General features: G+C 54.5%; 10 protein-coding genes and 3 pseudogenes. 1 reads left to right on the top strand and 12 read right to left on the bottom strand.

The window, feature by feature from the left end; genetic code table 11:
* Positions 1 to 4 precede the first annotated feature (4 nt).
* The 8 genes and pseudogenes from bcsD to BFV64_RS20270 all read right to left on the bottom strand — a co-directional run bounded on the left by bcsD (position 5) and on the right by BFV64_RS20270 (position 12379).
* Positions 5 to 484, bottom strand: coding sequence for a cellulose biosynthesis protein BcsD (gene bcsD, locus BFV64_RS20230; RefSeq protein ID WP_025760132.1), 480 nt, complete (start codon positions 482 to 484; stop codon positions 5 to 7).
* Positions 484 to 4524, bottom strand: coding sequence for a cellulose biosynthesis protein BcsC (locus tag BFV64_RS20235; protein WP_032672713.1), 4041 nt, complete (start codon positions 4522 to 4524; stop codon positions 484 to 486). Before BFV64_RS20235 ends, bcsD begins: the two co-directional genes overlap by 1 nt.
* A gap of 13 nt (positions 4525 to 4537) precedes the next feature.
* Positions 4538 to 6832 (bottom strand): cellulose biosynthesis cyclic di-GMP-binding regulatory protein BcsB, encoded by a 2295-nt coding sequence (gene bcsB, locus BFV64_RS25120; protein ID WP_069602393.1) that lies wholly within the window; start codon positions 6830 to 6832, stop codon positions 4538 to 4540.
* Positions 6829 to 8942 (bottom strand): annotated as a pseudogene (bcsA, locus tag BFV64_RS25125) (UDP-forming cellulose synthase catalytic subunit). The gene bcsB and the pseudogene bcsA overlap by 4 nt, the downstream one beginning before the upstream one ends.
* A gap of 17 nt (positions 8943 to 8959) precedes the next feature.
* Positions 8960 to 9763, bottom strand: coding sequence for a cellulose biosynthesis protein BcsQ (gene bcsQ / locus BFV64_RS20255; RefSeq protein WP_025760128.1), 804 nt, complete (start codon positions 9761 to 9763; stop codon positions 8960 to 8962).
* Positions 9754 to 10341 carry a cellulose biosynthesis protein BcsO gene (gene bcsO, locus BFV64_RS20260; RefSeq protein ID WP_047028230.1) on the bottom strand — a complete coding sequence of 196 codons (588 nt, stop codon included), beginning with the start codon at positions 10339 to 10341 and terminating at the stop codon, positions 9754 to 9756. The genes bcsQ and bcsO overlap by 10 nt, the downstream gene beginning before the upstream one ends.
* Before the next feature lie 323 nt (positions 10342 to 10664).
* Complete coding sequence (locus BFV64_RS20265) at positions 10665 to 11336, bottom strand: IS5 family transposase (protein WP_069602396.1); 672 nt, start codon at positions 11334 to 11336, stop codon at positions 10665 to 10667.
* Positions 11337 to 11681: 345 nt separating this feature from the next.
* Positions 11682 to 12379 (bottom strand): IS1 family transposase gene (locus tag BFV64_RS20270; protein WP_223216367.1). Its coding sequence is split into 2 segments (ribosomal slippage): positions 11682 to 12130 and positions 12130 to 12379, totalling 699 coding nucleotides; the frame shifts between segments, so codons are not numbered across the junction.
* Between the two features lie 132 nt (positions 12380 to 12511).
* Between BFV64_RS20270 and BFV64_RS26025 the strand changes: the two genes are divergently transcribed.
* The gene (locus tag BFV64_RS26025; protein ID WP_256046264.1) at positions 12512 to 12646 is read left to right on the top strand and encodes a hypothetical protein; all 135 of its coding nucleotides are present in this window, start codon (positions 12512 to 12514) and stop codon (positions 12644 to 12646) included.
* Between the two features lie 78 nt (positions 12647 to 12724).
* Here the strand turns inward: BFV64_RS26025 and BFV64_RS20275 are convergent, their stop codons facing one another.
* The 4 genes and pseudogenes from BFV64_RS20275 to BFV64_RS20290 all read right to left on the bottom strand — a co-directional run bounded on the left by BFV64_RS20275 (position 12725) and on the right by BFV64_RS20290 (position 14806).
* The gene (locus BFV64_RS20275) at positions 12725 to 13072 is read right to left on the bottom strand and encodes a hypothetical protein (RefSeq protein ID WP_069602397.1); all 348 of its coding nucleotides are present in this window, start codon (positions 13070 to 13072) and stop codon (positions 12725 to 12727) included.
* Positions 13073 to 13110: 38 nt separating this feature from the next.
* A pseudogene (locus tag BFV64_RS25990) lies at positions 13111 to 13901 on the bottom strand (hypothetical protein); the annotation flags it as partial.
* A gap of 84 nt (positions 13902 to 13985) precedes the next feature.
* Positions 13986 to 14291, bottom strand: a complete 306-nt coding sequence (locus tag BFV64_RS20285) for a M15 family metallopeptidase (protein WP_069602398.1) — start codon at positions 14289 to 14291, stop codon at positions 13986 to 13988.
* Positions 14292 to 14302: 11 nt separating this feature from the next.
* Positions 14303 to 14806: pseudogene (locus BFV64_RS20290) on the bottom strand (phage regulatory CII family protein).
* Between the last annotated feature and the right edge of the window lie 29 nt (positions 14807 to 14835).

Raw genomic sequence — 14835 nt, forward strand, 5'->3', positions numbered from 1 at the left:
AGACTCATTGTGGGTTAGCGTAGCGGAACACAACGTCCGATACGGAGTAAAGCCGTTCGCGGCTAAAAGCGAGATGCGATTGCCCGCCCTGTCCCTGCAGCCAACGGGAATAAAGCCCTTCCAGTATGGCGCAAAATGCGTAACACCAACGCGTCTGGCTGTTCTCATCCCGGGAGACCGGTAACCCCTGATGGCGGAACGATAATCCCTCTTCGCTGGCATCAATATCAATATAGCCCCAATTAAACTCCGCAAGCAGCGCGTTGATGTTGGTTTCGAGTTCGCCGATGGTTTGTGAGGCAGGCAGAGGAAAACGTTCCGCCAGCGATGCCCCCATCTGGCGCAAGAAGGGTTGGCTTTCCGCTTCCCCCACGTTTCTCACCATGCCATCAACCATTACCGACAGCAGGTCAAACCAACCGGCCGGCGTTTGCTGCCGTTGAAAATAAGACAGCAGTAAAGGATTAGCCGTACTCGACGTCATTATTTATCTCCCAACATATAGCGGAACCAGATCCCGGCAGTACTTTCGTTATAGTCGCCAAAGGTGTCGTAACCGACCCTACCGCCGACGGTCATGTTCTTGTTCAGGTTGTAATCAATCCCTGCCCGGAAGGTATAGCCAATCCCGTTTTGCGATTTGCTGCCGTACTGCGCTTCTTTTGCAAAACCAGTTTTCACGTAATCTGTTAAAGCGCTTTGCATTGCGGAGTCTGTCGGGAAGTAATTGCTAGCATCCTGGGTGTAGGATTGATACCCCACAGAGCCTCCAAGGCTAAGCTTCCAGTTGTCAATTTTCTGTGAAAAATCAACTGGCAATGACACGCTGACATAATTTTGGGGGCTAAAATAGCCGCCCTGCCCGAAAGTGAAGTAACTGAGGTTTTTCGAGAAATCCATCCAACTGACGCTTAAACCTGTTTGCAGTTGACGGAAATCATCATGCCATGGGCGCAGATAGACTCCGGCGTCTGCGTTCATACTGGTGTTGCTCGCCACATTTTCACCAATGTAACTGTAACCACCACCGCCAACGAAGAAGCCTGCGTCACCGTCGTCATAGCTTAATTGCACGGTACCGCCGTTTTTAGTCACCTGGCCCCAGGTTTTGCCTGAGTAAGCGTCTTTCAAACCAACATACGAGAGCAAACTATCAGTCACGGCGCGGCGCTCGCCGGTGAAGATCAATGAGAGGTAGTTAGATAACTTAGGTGACCATTTCACCCCACCGACCAGTGTATTCAGATCCTGGCCCAGCGGCGTGCTGCCAATATCCAGGCGATAGCTGTCACCGCTAAGCGCCATATTAAGCTCTACACCGTTCCCATTTTGCGAGTCTGTTGAAACATCGCCTGGCTGCGAGACGTCAGCCTTTAGTGAGGAACGGTTCAGATAGTTTCGTAGCGCCCCCCCCTCTGCGGCATTTAGCGCGGCAAGGTTCGTCAAACCTCTCGATGTGAATTGACCAAAATCGGCCGAAGAGACCTCGCTAAGCCCATCCAATGCAGCGGCAGCCGGATGCAACACCAAATATTGCGCTTTCTGATCTGCTGTCATGCTCGCCAGCGAATTGATCTCATTATTGATTGTCGATGCTAAATTTGATGCCGCATTCGCCAGCGGGTTCGAGCCATAGCGTCGCCAGGCATCGCCAGAAGCACTCCCGGCACTCAGGGTGATCGGCGTGGCGGTAAACTCGAAGCGCGACTCACCAAACGGCGAACTTGACCAGGTCAGCGGCGTTTTGGCTTCGGTCAGTTTACTGGTGCCCGACTCACCGTCACGGCCACGGATATCGACCTCGCCCTGCAACCACATCCCTTTCTTCTCATCAAGCTCCTGCATCATGTTATCAACCTGACGCAGCGTGCGGCTTTGCGCGGTCTCGACCGGCAAATCGGTACGGGTTGTGCCCGGTAAACTGCTCCCCGGCTCACGAGCCACTTGCGCGACCTGCCACGGCAGAATAGTGCCGTACAACGCCTGTGGAGAACTCGACTGCGGCGGCGTTTTACTGGTGGTAGTAAACGGATTATCTGCCAACAGTATGCCGCCAATCGTCGGCGTAGCGGCGCTATTAGACGACTCCAGCCCCACCAGCTTGCCGCGTGCGCTACGTAAGTAGGTCATCGCCTGCTGGTGGTTGCCTTTTGCCTCTTCCAGACGCGCCAGCAACAGCATGCGTTCCGGTGAGCTGTCGCTACGCAGACCGCTGGCAAGGGTAGTAGCTTTCTGCACGTTATTCTCGGACAGCGCAACGTCGATAGCCCCCACACGTGCCGCCTGATCCTCGGTATCACGGGTCATCAGGTAGTCATAGAGCACGCCCGCTTCTTTGTTCATTTTGCCTGTCTGGTACAGACGGCCCATGGCGAACATCAAATCGGTGTTTTGCGGGTCGCTTTGCAGCGCACGGATCAGCTTGTCATACGCCGCGGCGTAGTTGCCCTCTTCACGCAGTTTGTCGGCTTCATTAATCACGTAGCCATTGCGGATCCCCGCAAGCTGAGCAGGCGTACTGCGCGCCTGTAGCTCCGGGTTCGACATCAGGGTTTGCGCTTCCTGAGTAAGCCCCGCCTGGTTCAGTACCGCTATCTGATCGGCATAATCCCCGGCGTTGCCTTCTACGCCATCTTTAATACTGTTGCGCACCAGCGATACGGCGGTGGTGATGTCACCCGAACGGGCAAGCATCCGCGCCAGTTTCCCTGCATCGACCGGGCTTTTCGGCGGCTGACTGGCCAGCGCTTTCAGCGTATTGGACGCCGCGGTCATGTTCCCTTGTGAAAGGTAACGTTCTGCCGTCGCCATTTGCAGGTTGTAATTCACACTTTCCGCCAGATCGCGCATCTGGCTATTACGGCTGGACGGCGGAATACGCGCCAGCAGAGAGTTGGCCTGCTGCCAGGCCCCGCTTTCGCTGGCATAGAGCGCAGCGGCGTACAGTGAATTGCTGTTAGCACCATCGCGACCCGCCGGGATCATCACCGTGGCCGCTTCACCTTCCTGCCCGGATTTTTGCAGCAGGCGGGCAAGGTCAAGACGCAACCACGGATCATCCGGCACGCGGGCAACGCCCTGGCGCAGTACCGAAATCGCCTGGTCAGTATTACCGGCCTGGACCAGTTGCTGTGCCTGACGGCGAATCGGATCGCCAGGCGCCCCCGCGACCACACGCGGCTGCAGTTTTTCCTGCAGGCTGGCGGGTAAAGTGCGCAGCATCGCCTGCGCTTCTTCCGTTTTATTCTGGTCGCGCAGGACGTAATAGAGGTTTTCCCTTGCCGGGGCGTTCTGCGGCTGCTCGTTGAGAAGACCTCGCAGGGTCTGTTCGGCCTGCGAAAAGTCTTTGTTCTGCCGCAGTACAGAAGCACGGAACAGTTTTCCTGCCGTGCCACGCTCCCCGCTCTCTTGTGCCAGCGGGGCCGAAAGCGCCAGCGCCTGGCTAATATTACCCTCTTTCAATGCCTGCTGAGCCTGGGCGAGCTGACCGTAAAACGCCGCGTCTGCGGCCTGATTTTTACGCTCATCAGAAGCATCCCCGCCCTGACTGGCTGCCCGATTCAGATACTGTGCCGCCGCTTTGTAATCACCGCTACGCTGGGCGATGTAGCCCATCCCGGCAAGGGCGTCAGCATCGTTAGGGTTGGTTTGCAGCACCTGCTCAAATTTGTTTTTTGCCGCACTGTTATCACCGCTGTTCAGCGCGGTATAGCCCGCGCCTTTCGCCGCGCCGCCGACATTTTTACGGTAATAGTTTTGGACATCAGTATCCTGCGGATGCCGCTGTAGCCAGGTGTCGTAGAAGCGCTCATCGCCTGCCTGCGGCCCCAGCCATAACAGCGCCTGACGCAACCCGTCATCGGCCTCTTTACTGCCGCTGGCCATCGGTTCGAGCAACAAAATGCCGTCGCGGCGTGTCTCTTCACGCCAGGTCAGGATTTTGCCGAGTGCAATGCGCGCCGAGGTATCCTGCGGGTTATGCATCACGAAATTTTTCAGTTGCGACACGGCCTGCGGATAAAGAGTTTTATCTCCCGCCATCGTCTGGTAGTACTCAGGGGCGAGGCTGGGTGGCGGCGTATCGCCGTTAAACATGCTGCGCCAGGTCGCCAGCGCCGCCGGTACGTTACCGCTGCGCGCCTGCTGGCGGGCAAGGCTCAATTGCCCCTGCGGAACCTGCGTCAGTTGTTTGGCATTATCCAGCGCCTGCAACCCCGGATCGTCAGGAGAAACCTGCGCCAGCCGCGAACGCCACTGGGACGAGACTTGCAGATCGCCATTTTGCTGCGCCCATAACGCCATCAGGTACATCGCCTGGGTGTTATTGGCATCCACCATCAACACTTTACGCAGCGACTCCATCGCCAGGTCATCGTGGGATTTCTCATGCCAGTAATTCGCCTGGTCAAATAAGGCTTTGAGCGCGGCATCATTCGCGGCGGCATGGGCCAGCCCTGGTATACCGAAAGTGAGCGCGCTGGACAGGCACAGCGTCGTCAAACGGCGGGCGGTTTTTATCATCATTCTTGTCACCCTCTTATTTGCGGTTGTCCAAATCCAGACGTCGTTTCGCGCGGTTTCTCAGCCAGACAAAGAGCACCGAGCCAACGATACAACCAAATAGCAGCCCTAAAATCGCCAGCAGCGCCGAGTGCTGATTTGCATACCAAATCACCCGCATTTGCGTTGGCATCTCGCCACTCGGGAACTGCTCACCCACGCGGAAGCTGCGCACGCCGTTCTCATTGGTGATCACCGCTGCGTCGCCACGGATCCCGGCGTTAATTTTCGCTGAGGCGAGGTCACCGTGCAGACGTGAGAGCTGCTCGTCATTGCTGCCGATAGCCAGTACCACCAGACGATCGTTATTCCACGGTGAACGGAAGCTGACAAACCCGCGCCAAGCTTCGTTGGAGGAGAAGTAGCGGTCGGCTTCCAGCCCGTCTGATGCCCAGTCCCCTGCTATCCAGCGTTTGATACGCTCCCAGGTCGTTGGCTCACGTACGCCCAACGTCGAGTCGTGCATCACAAACGGCGAGGTATTGAGGATCGCGCGGTTAAAGTCATGCTGATCCAGGCCCGTGACCGCCAGCACATCGCGGTCGTTTAGCAGTTCAACACCCGCCCCGCCAGTGGGTACGCCGAGCAACACGCGGTTGCGGCCCAGCGCCGTTCCCGTCGCGTTACCGGAACGTGCCGCCATATCTAAAAGCGTGGCAATCTGCGTTTCAGTCGGTTTTTCCGGCAGCATCAGCACCGTTTCCGAATAATCCGCAAGCCGGGTGAACGGGAAGGACGCGCCCACAAAATAAGAGAGGTTCGGCAACAGCGCGAAGTGACGCGTATGGCTGAGATCAATCCACGAGTCGTCTTCGATACGGCTCTTAATGTTATTGTTCAGCAGCACGCTACACGGGGCGCTCGCCTTGGGTTGAATGTTGAAGTACAGCGAGAGCTGGTTGTCGCCATAGATCATGTACGGCTCCAGCGGCATATCAAACTTCTCCTGGCGCGCATCACCGCCAAGCTTATGCCACAACGTTTCCAGCGCCCCCTGCTTATTCACCGGCAGGTTATGCAGGAAAGTATCGTTCATGGTCATGCTGAGCCACGAACGGTCTTCATCAATCCAGCTTTCCGTCGGGAAACGGTAACCAATGTGCAGAGGAATCGTTTCGCCATCCCACAGGAACAGATCCGGTGCCGCACGGAATGCTACGCGCAACGCATCGTGCCACAGCCCCGTGGTGGTCAGGCTCTGATCTTTACGGATCAGTTCTGACAGTTTTACCGGACGATCGGTAGGGATCCAGCGCGGCGCATCGTAAGGTTTACTCGCCGGGATCGTTTGGGTGGTGACATCCACCGACGGCGTCTGCATGGCGAAATTGCCACGGGTTAAACGCCATGCCGCCGCACGCAGGCTGGCATCATCTTTACCCACCACCAGCAGCAGCTTATAAACCGGGTTTGCCGGGTTATCGACCACTTTGAGTAGCGGCTGCTCGGTAGCCGGCAGCGTCAGGCCACCAATTTGCTCGCCCGGATGACCAATCAGGATGCCGTTCTTTTCCGGCAAGCGGTCATGATAGGCGGCAAACGACACGCCACGGTAGTCTGCCTGGATCCCCATCCACGATGAGATCAGCGCACTGGCGCTTAAGGTATCGCCACTGAGCTTCGCCGGGAAAGCCATGGCGATCGCCGCCGGGGTCATTTGCATGCTGTCAAAGAACGGGCGCGGGAAGTGGCTTAAATCAGCGCCAATGTCCAGTTGCTGCCCTTCCAGCTCGAAACGGGAATCCGCCATGATGGTGACGCGATATTTATCGCTCAGGTCGCGCTGGCACTGCATGGCATCGCCATCGTTGATTTTAAAGCTCAGGTTGTTGCTCGACACCATCAGTGCGGAGGGAATATCCAACTGATAACGCGCGGTGTCGCTGTCGGTCACGGTCAGCGGTACCGTCCCCAGCGGCTGACCATTTAGCATCAACTGCATGGTGGCATTGCGCGCCACCATCGCGGGCGACACTTTCAGGTTCAGTTCAAGGCGCGCCGTGGTAATCACCTGGTCCACGGGCAGGGTAAAGGAGGCGCCCCCCTGGAACTGACCACCCGTCAGGGAAATCCCTTCCGGGAAACCCATCTGCGCGAGACTGATGCTGTTAACCACCGAAGGAATAAATACCGGTGCGCCCGGCGGCGGCACGGGTGGCGTCTCCGCCGGCTCGTTTAATTTCAGTAGCGACTCGATGGAGGTGTCTTCGGCATGCAGCGGCATCATAAAAAGTGCGCCGACCAGCACAGCCAGTGTTGTCAGACGTTTCATGCGTTGCCCTCCTCCTGGGAAGCGGCCTGGTCCTGGCTGGCGCGCAAACGGCGATTTTCTCGACGGTCTTTCCAGGTCAGCCAGAAGAGGTCAAACACACAACGCATAATGGTTCCCAACGAACGGAACGGGTTGTCCTGAGGTTTCGGTGGGTGAATCCATGCATCCGCACGGGAGAGCACCACGCGCACCAGTTCACGACGGCGGGCGAGCGGGATGTCTTCAAACATCAGACGAATCGATTCTTCATCCGTGGCGATGGTTTTTACCGGAATGAGGATCGCGCCGGATTGCAGCAGCAGCTCAATCTCTTCAATCTCATCATCGAGATGGCGATCATCCGGTGCCACAATACGGCAGCCGCCCATCGACAGGTCAGCGGTATGGCTGCGCGACACCACGCCGCTGGCATGGTGGAGCAGTACCGGGATTTCCGCATCAATACGAATGGTTTTGCGCGTCTGTCGGGTTTCGCGCGCAACGGCAATCGCGGCCAACAGAAAGATCAGACTGTACAACCCCCAACCGACGTTTAGGGCGATAACGCGCGGATCCACGCCAAAGTAGTCATGAGCACAGGCGCGAACGATACCGGCAATCACTCCGGCCGCCAGCAGCAGGGCGATAATCAAATGCGGGCGCACCACGCTAAAATCAAAGTACCCCACGTCCAGCAGCGCACCCTTGTCGGTCACGTTGAATTTGCCGCGTTTCGGGAAAAACATCGTCACCACAGTCGGCAATGCAATGTGGAAGGCCAGCACCAGGTCGTAGATCTCCCCCAGAAGCTATAGCGATGCCGCCCGTTCATGCGCGAGTTGACGTAAATCGCGAGGAACAGATGCGGGAGCGCATAGGCGAAAACCAGGCTCGCTGAGGAGTGAATGATGTTCAGGTTAAACAACAGATAGGCCAGCGGCGCGGTCAAAAACGCAATACGCGGCAGCGCGAACTGGTAGTAAAGCATGGCGCTCAGATAGCACAGGCGCTGTTGGATAGTCAGGCCGCGACCAAACAGCGGGTTATCCAGACGGAAAATCTGCGTCATCCCACGCGCCCAGCGGGTACGCTGGATAACGTGCAGCACCAGACGTTCAGTCGCCAGACCGGCAGCCAGTGGGATATCCAGGAATGCCGAGCCCCAACCACGGCGCTGCAACTTGAGTGCGGTGTGAGCATCTTCGGTAACGGTTTCTACGGCAAAACCGCCAATCTCTTCCAGCGCGCTACGGCGAATCACCGCACAGGAGCCGCAAAAAAAGGTGGCGTTCCAGTTGTCGTTGCCCTGCTGAATCGGTCCGTAGAACAGCGACCCTTCGTTAGGGATGTTACGTCCAACGGAGAGGTTACGCTCGAACGGGTCCGGCGAGTAGAAATAGTGCGGTGTCTGCACCAGCGCCAGTTTCGGATCTTTCAGGAAACCACCCACCGTCGCCTGCAGGAAGATGCGTGTCGCAACGTGGTCGCAGTCGAACACGGTAATCAACTCACCCTGCGTCAGCTTCATGGCGTGGTTGAGGTTACCGGCTTTGGCGTGATTGTTGTCGTTACGCGTGATGTACCCGACGCCAACGTCTGCGGCAAAAACAGCAAACTCGCGGCGTTTGCCGTCATCCAGCAGGTAGATATTCATCTTATCGCTAGGATAATCAATGCATTGCGCCGCCAGCACCGTATCACGCACCACATCCAGTGGTTCGTTATAGGTAGGAATATAGACATCCACCGTCGGCCACTGGGTCATATCATCCGGCAGCGGCACAATTTCGCGTTTTAACGGCCAGACCGTCTGCAGATAGCTCAGCAGCAACATGACCCAGACGTAGACCTCCGCCAGAAACAGCCCCATCCCAAGAATGGTTTCAATTTCGGAATTAAAATGCAGGGTTTGCGTCAGGCGGAAATACATATAGCGCGTCGATAATAAAATCGACATGACCACCATAATGACAGACACACTGCGTTTTTTGCTAAACCCCATTAAAAACAGCACACCGATACTGAGCAGACCAAAAATATACTGTTTCTGGCTGTCCATAGGCGTAATGATGACCAGCAGCGCAACAGGTAGCATTGCCAGTACCAGCAAAACATAAAGGAACTTTTTCATAGGTTGCCCTGCGCGAATTAGAAGCCAGACATTTTCGGTTTACTGTGAACCGTGCCGTCTCCGATTTTTACGCCTAAGATTCCGGCGACTCTTTTTGCAATGAGTTCGATATCGAATGCAGCGGCGGATGCAGGACTAAAGTCGAAAACCGACTGCTGCGAGGCATTCGCTTCTATGACGCTTTCATCACGATGAATAACGCCTAAAAGTTGATTACCTAATTTCTGTTCCATAAATGCGGTGACATCCCGGCTGACCTGACGACGGTTGTCGCTCTGGTTGAGCACGAAGTAATGGCCCGCTTTTCGATTGAGGACATCCCCGGTCAGACGGTGATTTTCAACGTGAGGCAACAGGGAAAGAGAGGCGGTATCTGCCTGCATGATGACCAGATGCAGATCGGCCAGGCGCGACATGGCTTTCAATGCAGCAGAGGGACCGGGAGGAAAATCGGCCACAATGATCAGGCCCGGATAATTCAGCAACGTGTTGAGGCCACGAATCAGAAAATGTTCGTCATTCGTCAGACGTTCTTCAAATACCAGGCGTTGATCTTCGCTGGCTTCGCCATAAGGCAACACAAAGATATTCCCGCCTGCGGTCAATACGAACTGACTCCAGTCCGAGGACTCGGCTGATTTGGCGACATAACCGCGCTCGTCAGACAGCGGCACGCCAAAGTGCAGACGCAGTGCGTTCTGCACGTCAAAATCCAGCGCCAGGACCTTACTGCCAGAACGCGCAAGGGCGTAAGCCAGATTAGCCGTGAGCGTCGTTTTCCCAACACCACCCTTCGGTGAACAAACACAAATCAACGGCATGAAGCGATCCTTTCTAGCAAAGATTGTAAAGGTTGGTTTTTTTCTACGGTGGGTTTTGCTTCTGGCGCTTTCGTTGCAAACAGCCGGGAATAATCAGCAGGCGCTGTCGCAGACGGAGCAGGTGCGGTGGTGGTCGTTGGTACAACCGGGTTAGCCGCCGGTTGGGCAGAAGGCGCAACGGGTGCCGCCGATTGCGATGCAAGTTGTCCGGCAACTTCACGGAAAATAGACGGGGCGGTCACCGCCGGTAAGTCTGTGTCGACAGGAGGAAGAACGCTTTCGGTGCTGGTTTCGGTGCTGGTTTCGGCGCTTTCAATACTGTCGATAGTATCGATACTTTCGACGCGCTCATGACGTTCGTCGCTCGCGAAGACATCCGGGGCGACAGCCTGCGGTTGCGGCAGCGAAACGTGACCACCCATCGCCAGTTTAGACTCCTCTGTTGCAGGAGCTAGCTGATTCATGATCGCCCAACTTCCATGGTCAGGAGAGAGGTTCTGCGCCGACAGATCCTTGAATTCGTATTTTTGGTTGCGGGTCTTATCCTTAAACCTCTGCAAATCATCATAATGGTTCATAGCTATACTCATGATTTACAAAATAAACTATATACCCACCACCTACATAACCTGAGCGATCAGTTATTGGTAGATTCGTTTTATAATTAGGCTGCTCGCCTGTTGTGTGGGTACGTAGATGCTTTGGCTATTAACAATTCGCCTTATTATCGCGTGATTAAATTACACCAGTGCTAAGGAAGGTGCGAATAAGCGGGGAAATTCTTCTCGGCTGACTCAGTCATTTCATTTCTTCATGTTTGAGCCGATTTTTTCTCCCGTAAATGCCTTGAATCAGCCTATTTAGACCGTTTCTTCGCCATTTAAGGCGTTATCCCCAGTTTTTAGTGAGATCTCTCCCACTGACGTATCATTTGGTCCGCCCGAAACAGGTTGGCCAGCGTGAATAACATCGCCAGTTGGTTATCGTTTTTCAGCAACCCCTTGTATCTGGCTTTCACGAAGCCGAACTGTCGCTTGATGATGCGAAATGGGTGCTCCACCTTGGCCCGGATGCTGGCTTTCATGTATTCGATGTTGATGGCCGTTTTGTTCTTGGTCGAGCTGGGTGCCTCAATGATGGTGGCATCGACCAAGGTGCCTTGAGTCATCATGACGCCTGCTTCGGCCAGCCAGCGATTGATGGTCTTGAACAATTGGCGGGCCAGTTGATGCTGCTCCAGCAGGTGGCGGAAATTCATGATGGTGGTGCGGTCCGGCAAGGCGCTATCCAGGGATAACCGGGCAAACAGACGCATGGAGGCGATTTCGTACAGAGCATCTTCCATCGCGCCATCGCTCAGGTTGTACCAATGCTGCATGCAGTGAATGCGTAGCATGGTTTCCAGCGGATAAGGTCGCCGGCCATTACCAGCCTTGGGGTAAAACGGCTCGATGACTTCCACCATGTTTTGCCATGGCAGAATCTGCTCCATGCGGGACAAGAAAATCTCTTTTCTGGTCTGACGGCGCTTACTGCTGAATTCACTGTCGGCGAAGGTAAGTTGATGACTCATGATGAACCCTGTTCCATGGCTCCAGATGACAAACATGATCTCATATCAGGGACTTGTTCGCACCTTCCCTAACACGCTGTTTATTTCTAGCAAATATATAAATTTCACCTGTACACATGCTATCTTTTTTTTCCCAAAAAATCATTAAAGTAGTTAATAGCAACTCATTACGTTGAACATCAACCTAAGAATCAACTTAATGTGGATAACTAACACAAAAAACCAAATAATACACGGCATGCAGGGTTTTACACCAGTATGAATAGTGAGCGATTTAATTATTGGTTACCTACTGAAATATATAGAAATACTTATTTCATTTAGAACCGGGGTAATGACTCCAACTTACTGATAGTGTTTTATGTTCAGATAATGCCCGATGACCTTGTCATGCAGCTCCACCGATTTTGAGAACGACAGTGACTTCCGTCCCAGCCTTGCCAGATGTTGTCTCAGATTCAGGTTATGCCGCTCAATTCGCTGAGTGTAACGCTTGCTGATTACGTGCAGCTTTCCCTTCAGGCGGGATTCATACAGCGGCCAGCCATCCGTCATCCATACCACGACCTCAAAGGCCGACAGCAGGCTCAGAAGACGCTCCAGTGTGGCCAGAGTGCGTTCACCGAAGACGTGCGCCACAACCGTCCTCCGTATCCTGTCATACGCGTAAAACAGCCAGCGCTGACGTGATTTAGCACCGACGTAGCCCCACTGTTCGTCCATTTCAGCGCAGACAATCACATCACTGCCCGGCTGTATGCGCGAGGTTACCGACTGCGGCCTGAGTTTTTTAAGTGACGTAAAATCGTGTTGAGGCCAACGCCCATAATGCGGGCGGTTGCCCGGCATCCAACACCATTCATGGCCATATCAATGATTTTCTGGTGTGTACCGGGCTGAGAGGCGGTGTAAGTGAACTGTAGCTGCCATGTTTTACGGCAGTGAGAGCAGAGATAGCGCTGATGTCCGGCAGTACTTTTACCGTTACGCACCACGCCTTCAGTAGCTGAGCAGGAGGGACAACTGATGGAGATGGAAGCCACGGGAGCACCTCAAAAACACCATCGTACACTAAATCAGTAAGTTGGCACCATTACCCGATTTCATAAAGATGTGGCTTACTATCGTGTAATGAAAATTAGCATTGAATCTTGATTACCATCGGGCATTGCTCAATGAATTACACACAATTTGGTTCAAACAATACTAAAAATTTTTTCAGCCTTTTTAAAATGCTGATCTCGATTCAAACCCGCACCAGCCACGGCTTTGCTGGTTTTTCTTTGTCTGCCGCCTATCGCGCCACTTGATCTTTCCGCCTCACACAAAATAAAAAATTTCCTTATTTATCTGTTGGTTACGATTTTCGTTAGATCCTACGCAGATCCCTAAAACTGAAAAACACTGAAATTCTTTTCAATCTTTTCAGTTCTGGTTTTCCGCAAAGCCGCCAGCTCTGGCGCGGTCTGGCGGTGCGGTTTGAAGAAAAATAAAACTGAAAAATTTTTATGATCCAAAAACCGCAGGCGGGTGCCGGTGTAGTGCGATTTTGGTCTGCGAAAGATTTTTTTGGCCATGCTGTGACGCGCCAGCGCCCTGCTGTGCGCACGATCTGTTTTAAGGGTGGCTCTGAGTGCCTTAAAAGGCTGAACGCGGCAGAGCGCCGCTGGCAGCGCGTAGCGATAGCCGCTTGTGATGTAAGAAAAGAGATATCCCCGCCAGGGGATGAAGGGCATAAAAAAACCCGCTTTCGCGGGTTATGTTCTGGACAGGTTTACTTGCCAATCACCGGGGAGTATTTGCCGTTCAGCGTGTCCGCTTTCGTTCCGGTGTTCCGTATGGCTCCCGCGTTGGTCGGTGCTCCCGTATTGCTGTGCGTGTGGCTTGCCGTTTGCTCTGCCAGCTCTTTCACCACGTCGAGCGTGTCGAGCATCAGCTGCGCCACGTTGATTGTGCCAGAGTCAATCCACACTACCGGGGCAATAATCTGCTGTTGCACGACCGCCACGCTTTTGCGTATCTGCCCAATTTTCTCGATCGGGTCTTTACCCGTTGTGACTGTCTGACTCCCGGCAATGTCTGCTTCATCATTGCCGCCGATACTCGCCACACGGTTATTCACTGCCTGGCTGTAATCCTCCGTGCATACCTGCTGAATGGCTCCGGTCAGTAGTGTGGACGTGCCCAGCACGGTAATTTTATCCGTAGCCTTACCGTGGTTTCGCGGCTGACCAGCTCCCGCTGTTCCGAAGCGGCCTTAACAACCCGCGCCATTGAGGTTTCACTGATCGTCTGGTCTGTCTGCCTCACCCAGTCACCCGCCAGGGTGACGCGCTGAGACACTTCCGCACGCTGCTGTTGCAGCTGCTCGCCAGGCTGGATATCCGGTAAGCTGGGTCCCTCCGGTACGGTCTGCCGCACAAAGGGTTTACCCGGCCTTCCGCCAGTAAAAGCAATTTCAACCAGTGTCCCTTCAGGTGGAAACTGGTACATCCCGGAATCGTTACCCGCCATAGGAACCGGCAGAGGCACAGCTGAGTAAGCAGGCGTGTCTTTATCCGGGTTCCAGACTGTCACGCCGCCAGTCAGCGGTCGACCAGCCCAAGACAAACACCAGCGAAACCAATACCTGCCACAGGCCGTTTGTCATCAGCGCATCCCGTTATGTTCCAGGCTGAAGTGATTACCAGCCGGACGGGATTTGAAACGCCCGCCCCACGTTCCGCCCAGCGATTCCCAGTATTCACCCAGCGGCAGATAATCAGCCGTGTCCGTTTTGTACTGGCCATTCACGTACAGGTTAAAATCCACGGCCAGACGCTGTGTGTGCAGACTGTTGGTGATACCGCTGCCTTTTTTAGCGTTCAGCGCCGCCTGTTCCGGCGTACGGTACGCCTCGCCAAAAGTCAGGCGATAGCAATGCTCTTCAGCCCAGTGGATCAGAATGGGCACCATCACGGTAACCCTCACATCATGCTACTGGCGCTGTTAGTCACGATATCGACGGCAGCAGCAAGAACCGGCGCAGACTGGAGGCGGCTTTCAACGGTGTAAGCCAGAACGGAAAGGGAACGGATGGCATCACGGGCACGATCAAGAATTTGTGTGCAGCGTGCGGCGGTCATGTGCTCAGTTGAAACGGCTTCCCCAGCGATTGCCCTCACATTGGCGGCGGCACTTAACGCGCAAAACTGCATGTTGGCTTCAATGGCGTTATTGACAGGAACGGACGGGAGGCTGTTAATCTGCCCCAGCATTCTATCTAATAGCCGCGAATCTTCGGTGTAATCGGTGATAGCCAAAAGCTCATCGCAGGTCAGGCGGTGCGGTTGAACCGGATTTAACTTATTGCGGAGGATCTGCGGACGCATACCAACGGCAGCGGCTACATCTTCCAGATTGTGCGCTAGTGCAAACGCTCAGCAAGCAGCATCAAAATGAGCATGTTTAGAAGTCTGATAATCAAACATTGTTAGCTCCTCCCTAATCCGTAGGATGA

Source organism: Enterobacter kobei (assembly GCF_001729765.1).
In the GTDB taxonomy this organism is placed as follows: domain Bacteria; phylum Pseudomonadota; class Gammaproteobacteria; order Enterobacterales; family Enterobacteriaceae; genus Enterobacter; species Enterobacter kobei.

Coding starts and splice junctions, on each gene's coding strand:
- bcsD (WP_025760132.1), bottom strand. CDS start 484: ATGACGTCGAGTACGGCTAATCCTTTACTGCTGTCTTATTTTCAACGG.
- BFV64_RS20235 (WP_032672713.1), bottom strand. CDS start 4,524: ATGATGATAAAAACCGCCCGCCGTTTGACGACGCTGTGCCTGTCCAGC.
- bcsB (WP_069602393.1), bottom strand. CDS start 6,832: ATGAAACGTCTGACAACACTGGCTGTGCTGGTCGGCGCACTTTTTATG.
- bcsQ (WP_025760128.1), bottom strand. CDS start 9,763: ATGCCGTTGATTTGTGTTTGTTCACCGAAGGGTGGTGTTGGGAAAACG.
- bcsO (WP_047028230.1), bottom strand. CDS start 10,341: ATGAACCATTATGATGATTTGCAGAGGTTTAAGGATAAGACCCGCAAC.
- BFV64_RS20265 (WP_069602396.1), bottom strand. CDS start 11,336: ATGAGTCATCAACTTACCTTCGCCGACAGTGAATTCAGCAGTAAGCGC.
- BFV64_RS26025 (WP_256046264.1), top strand. CDS start 12,512: ATGAATTACACACAATTTGGTTCAAACAATACTAAAAATTTTTTCAGC.
- BFV64_RS20275 (WP_069602397.1), bottom strand. CDS start 13,072: ATGCCCTTCATCCCCTGGCGGGGATATCTCTTTTCTTACATCACAAGC.
- BFV64_RS20285 (WP_069602398.1), bottom strand. CDS start 14,291: ATGGTGCCCATTCTGATCCACTGGGCTGAAGAGCATTGCTATCGCCTG.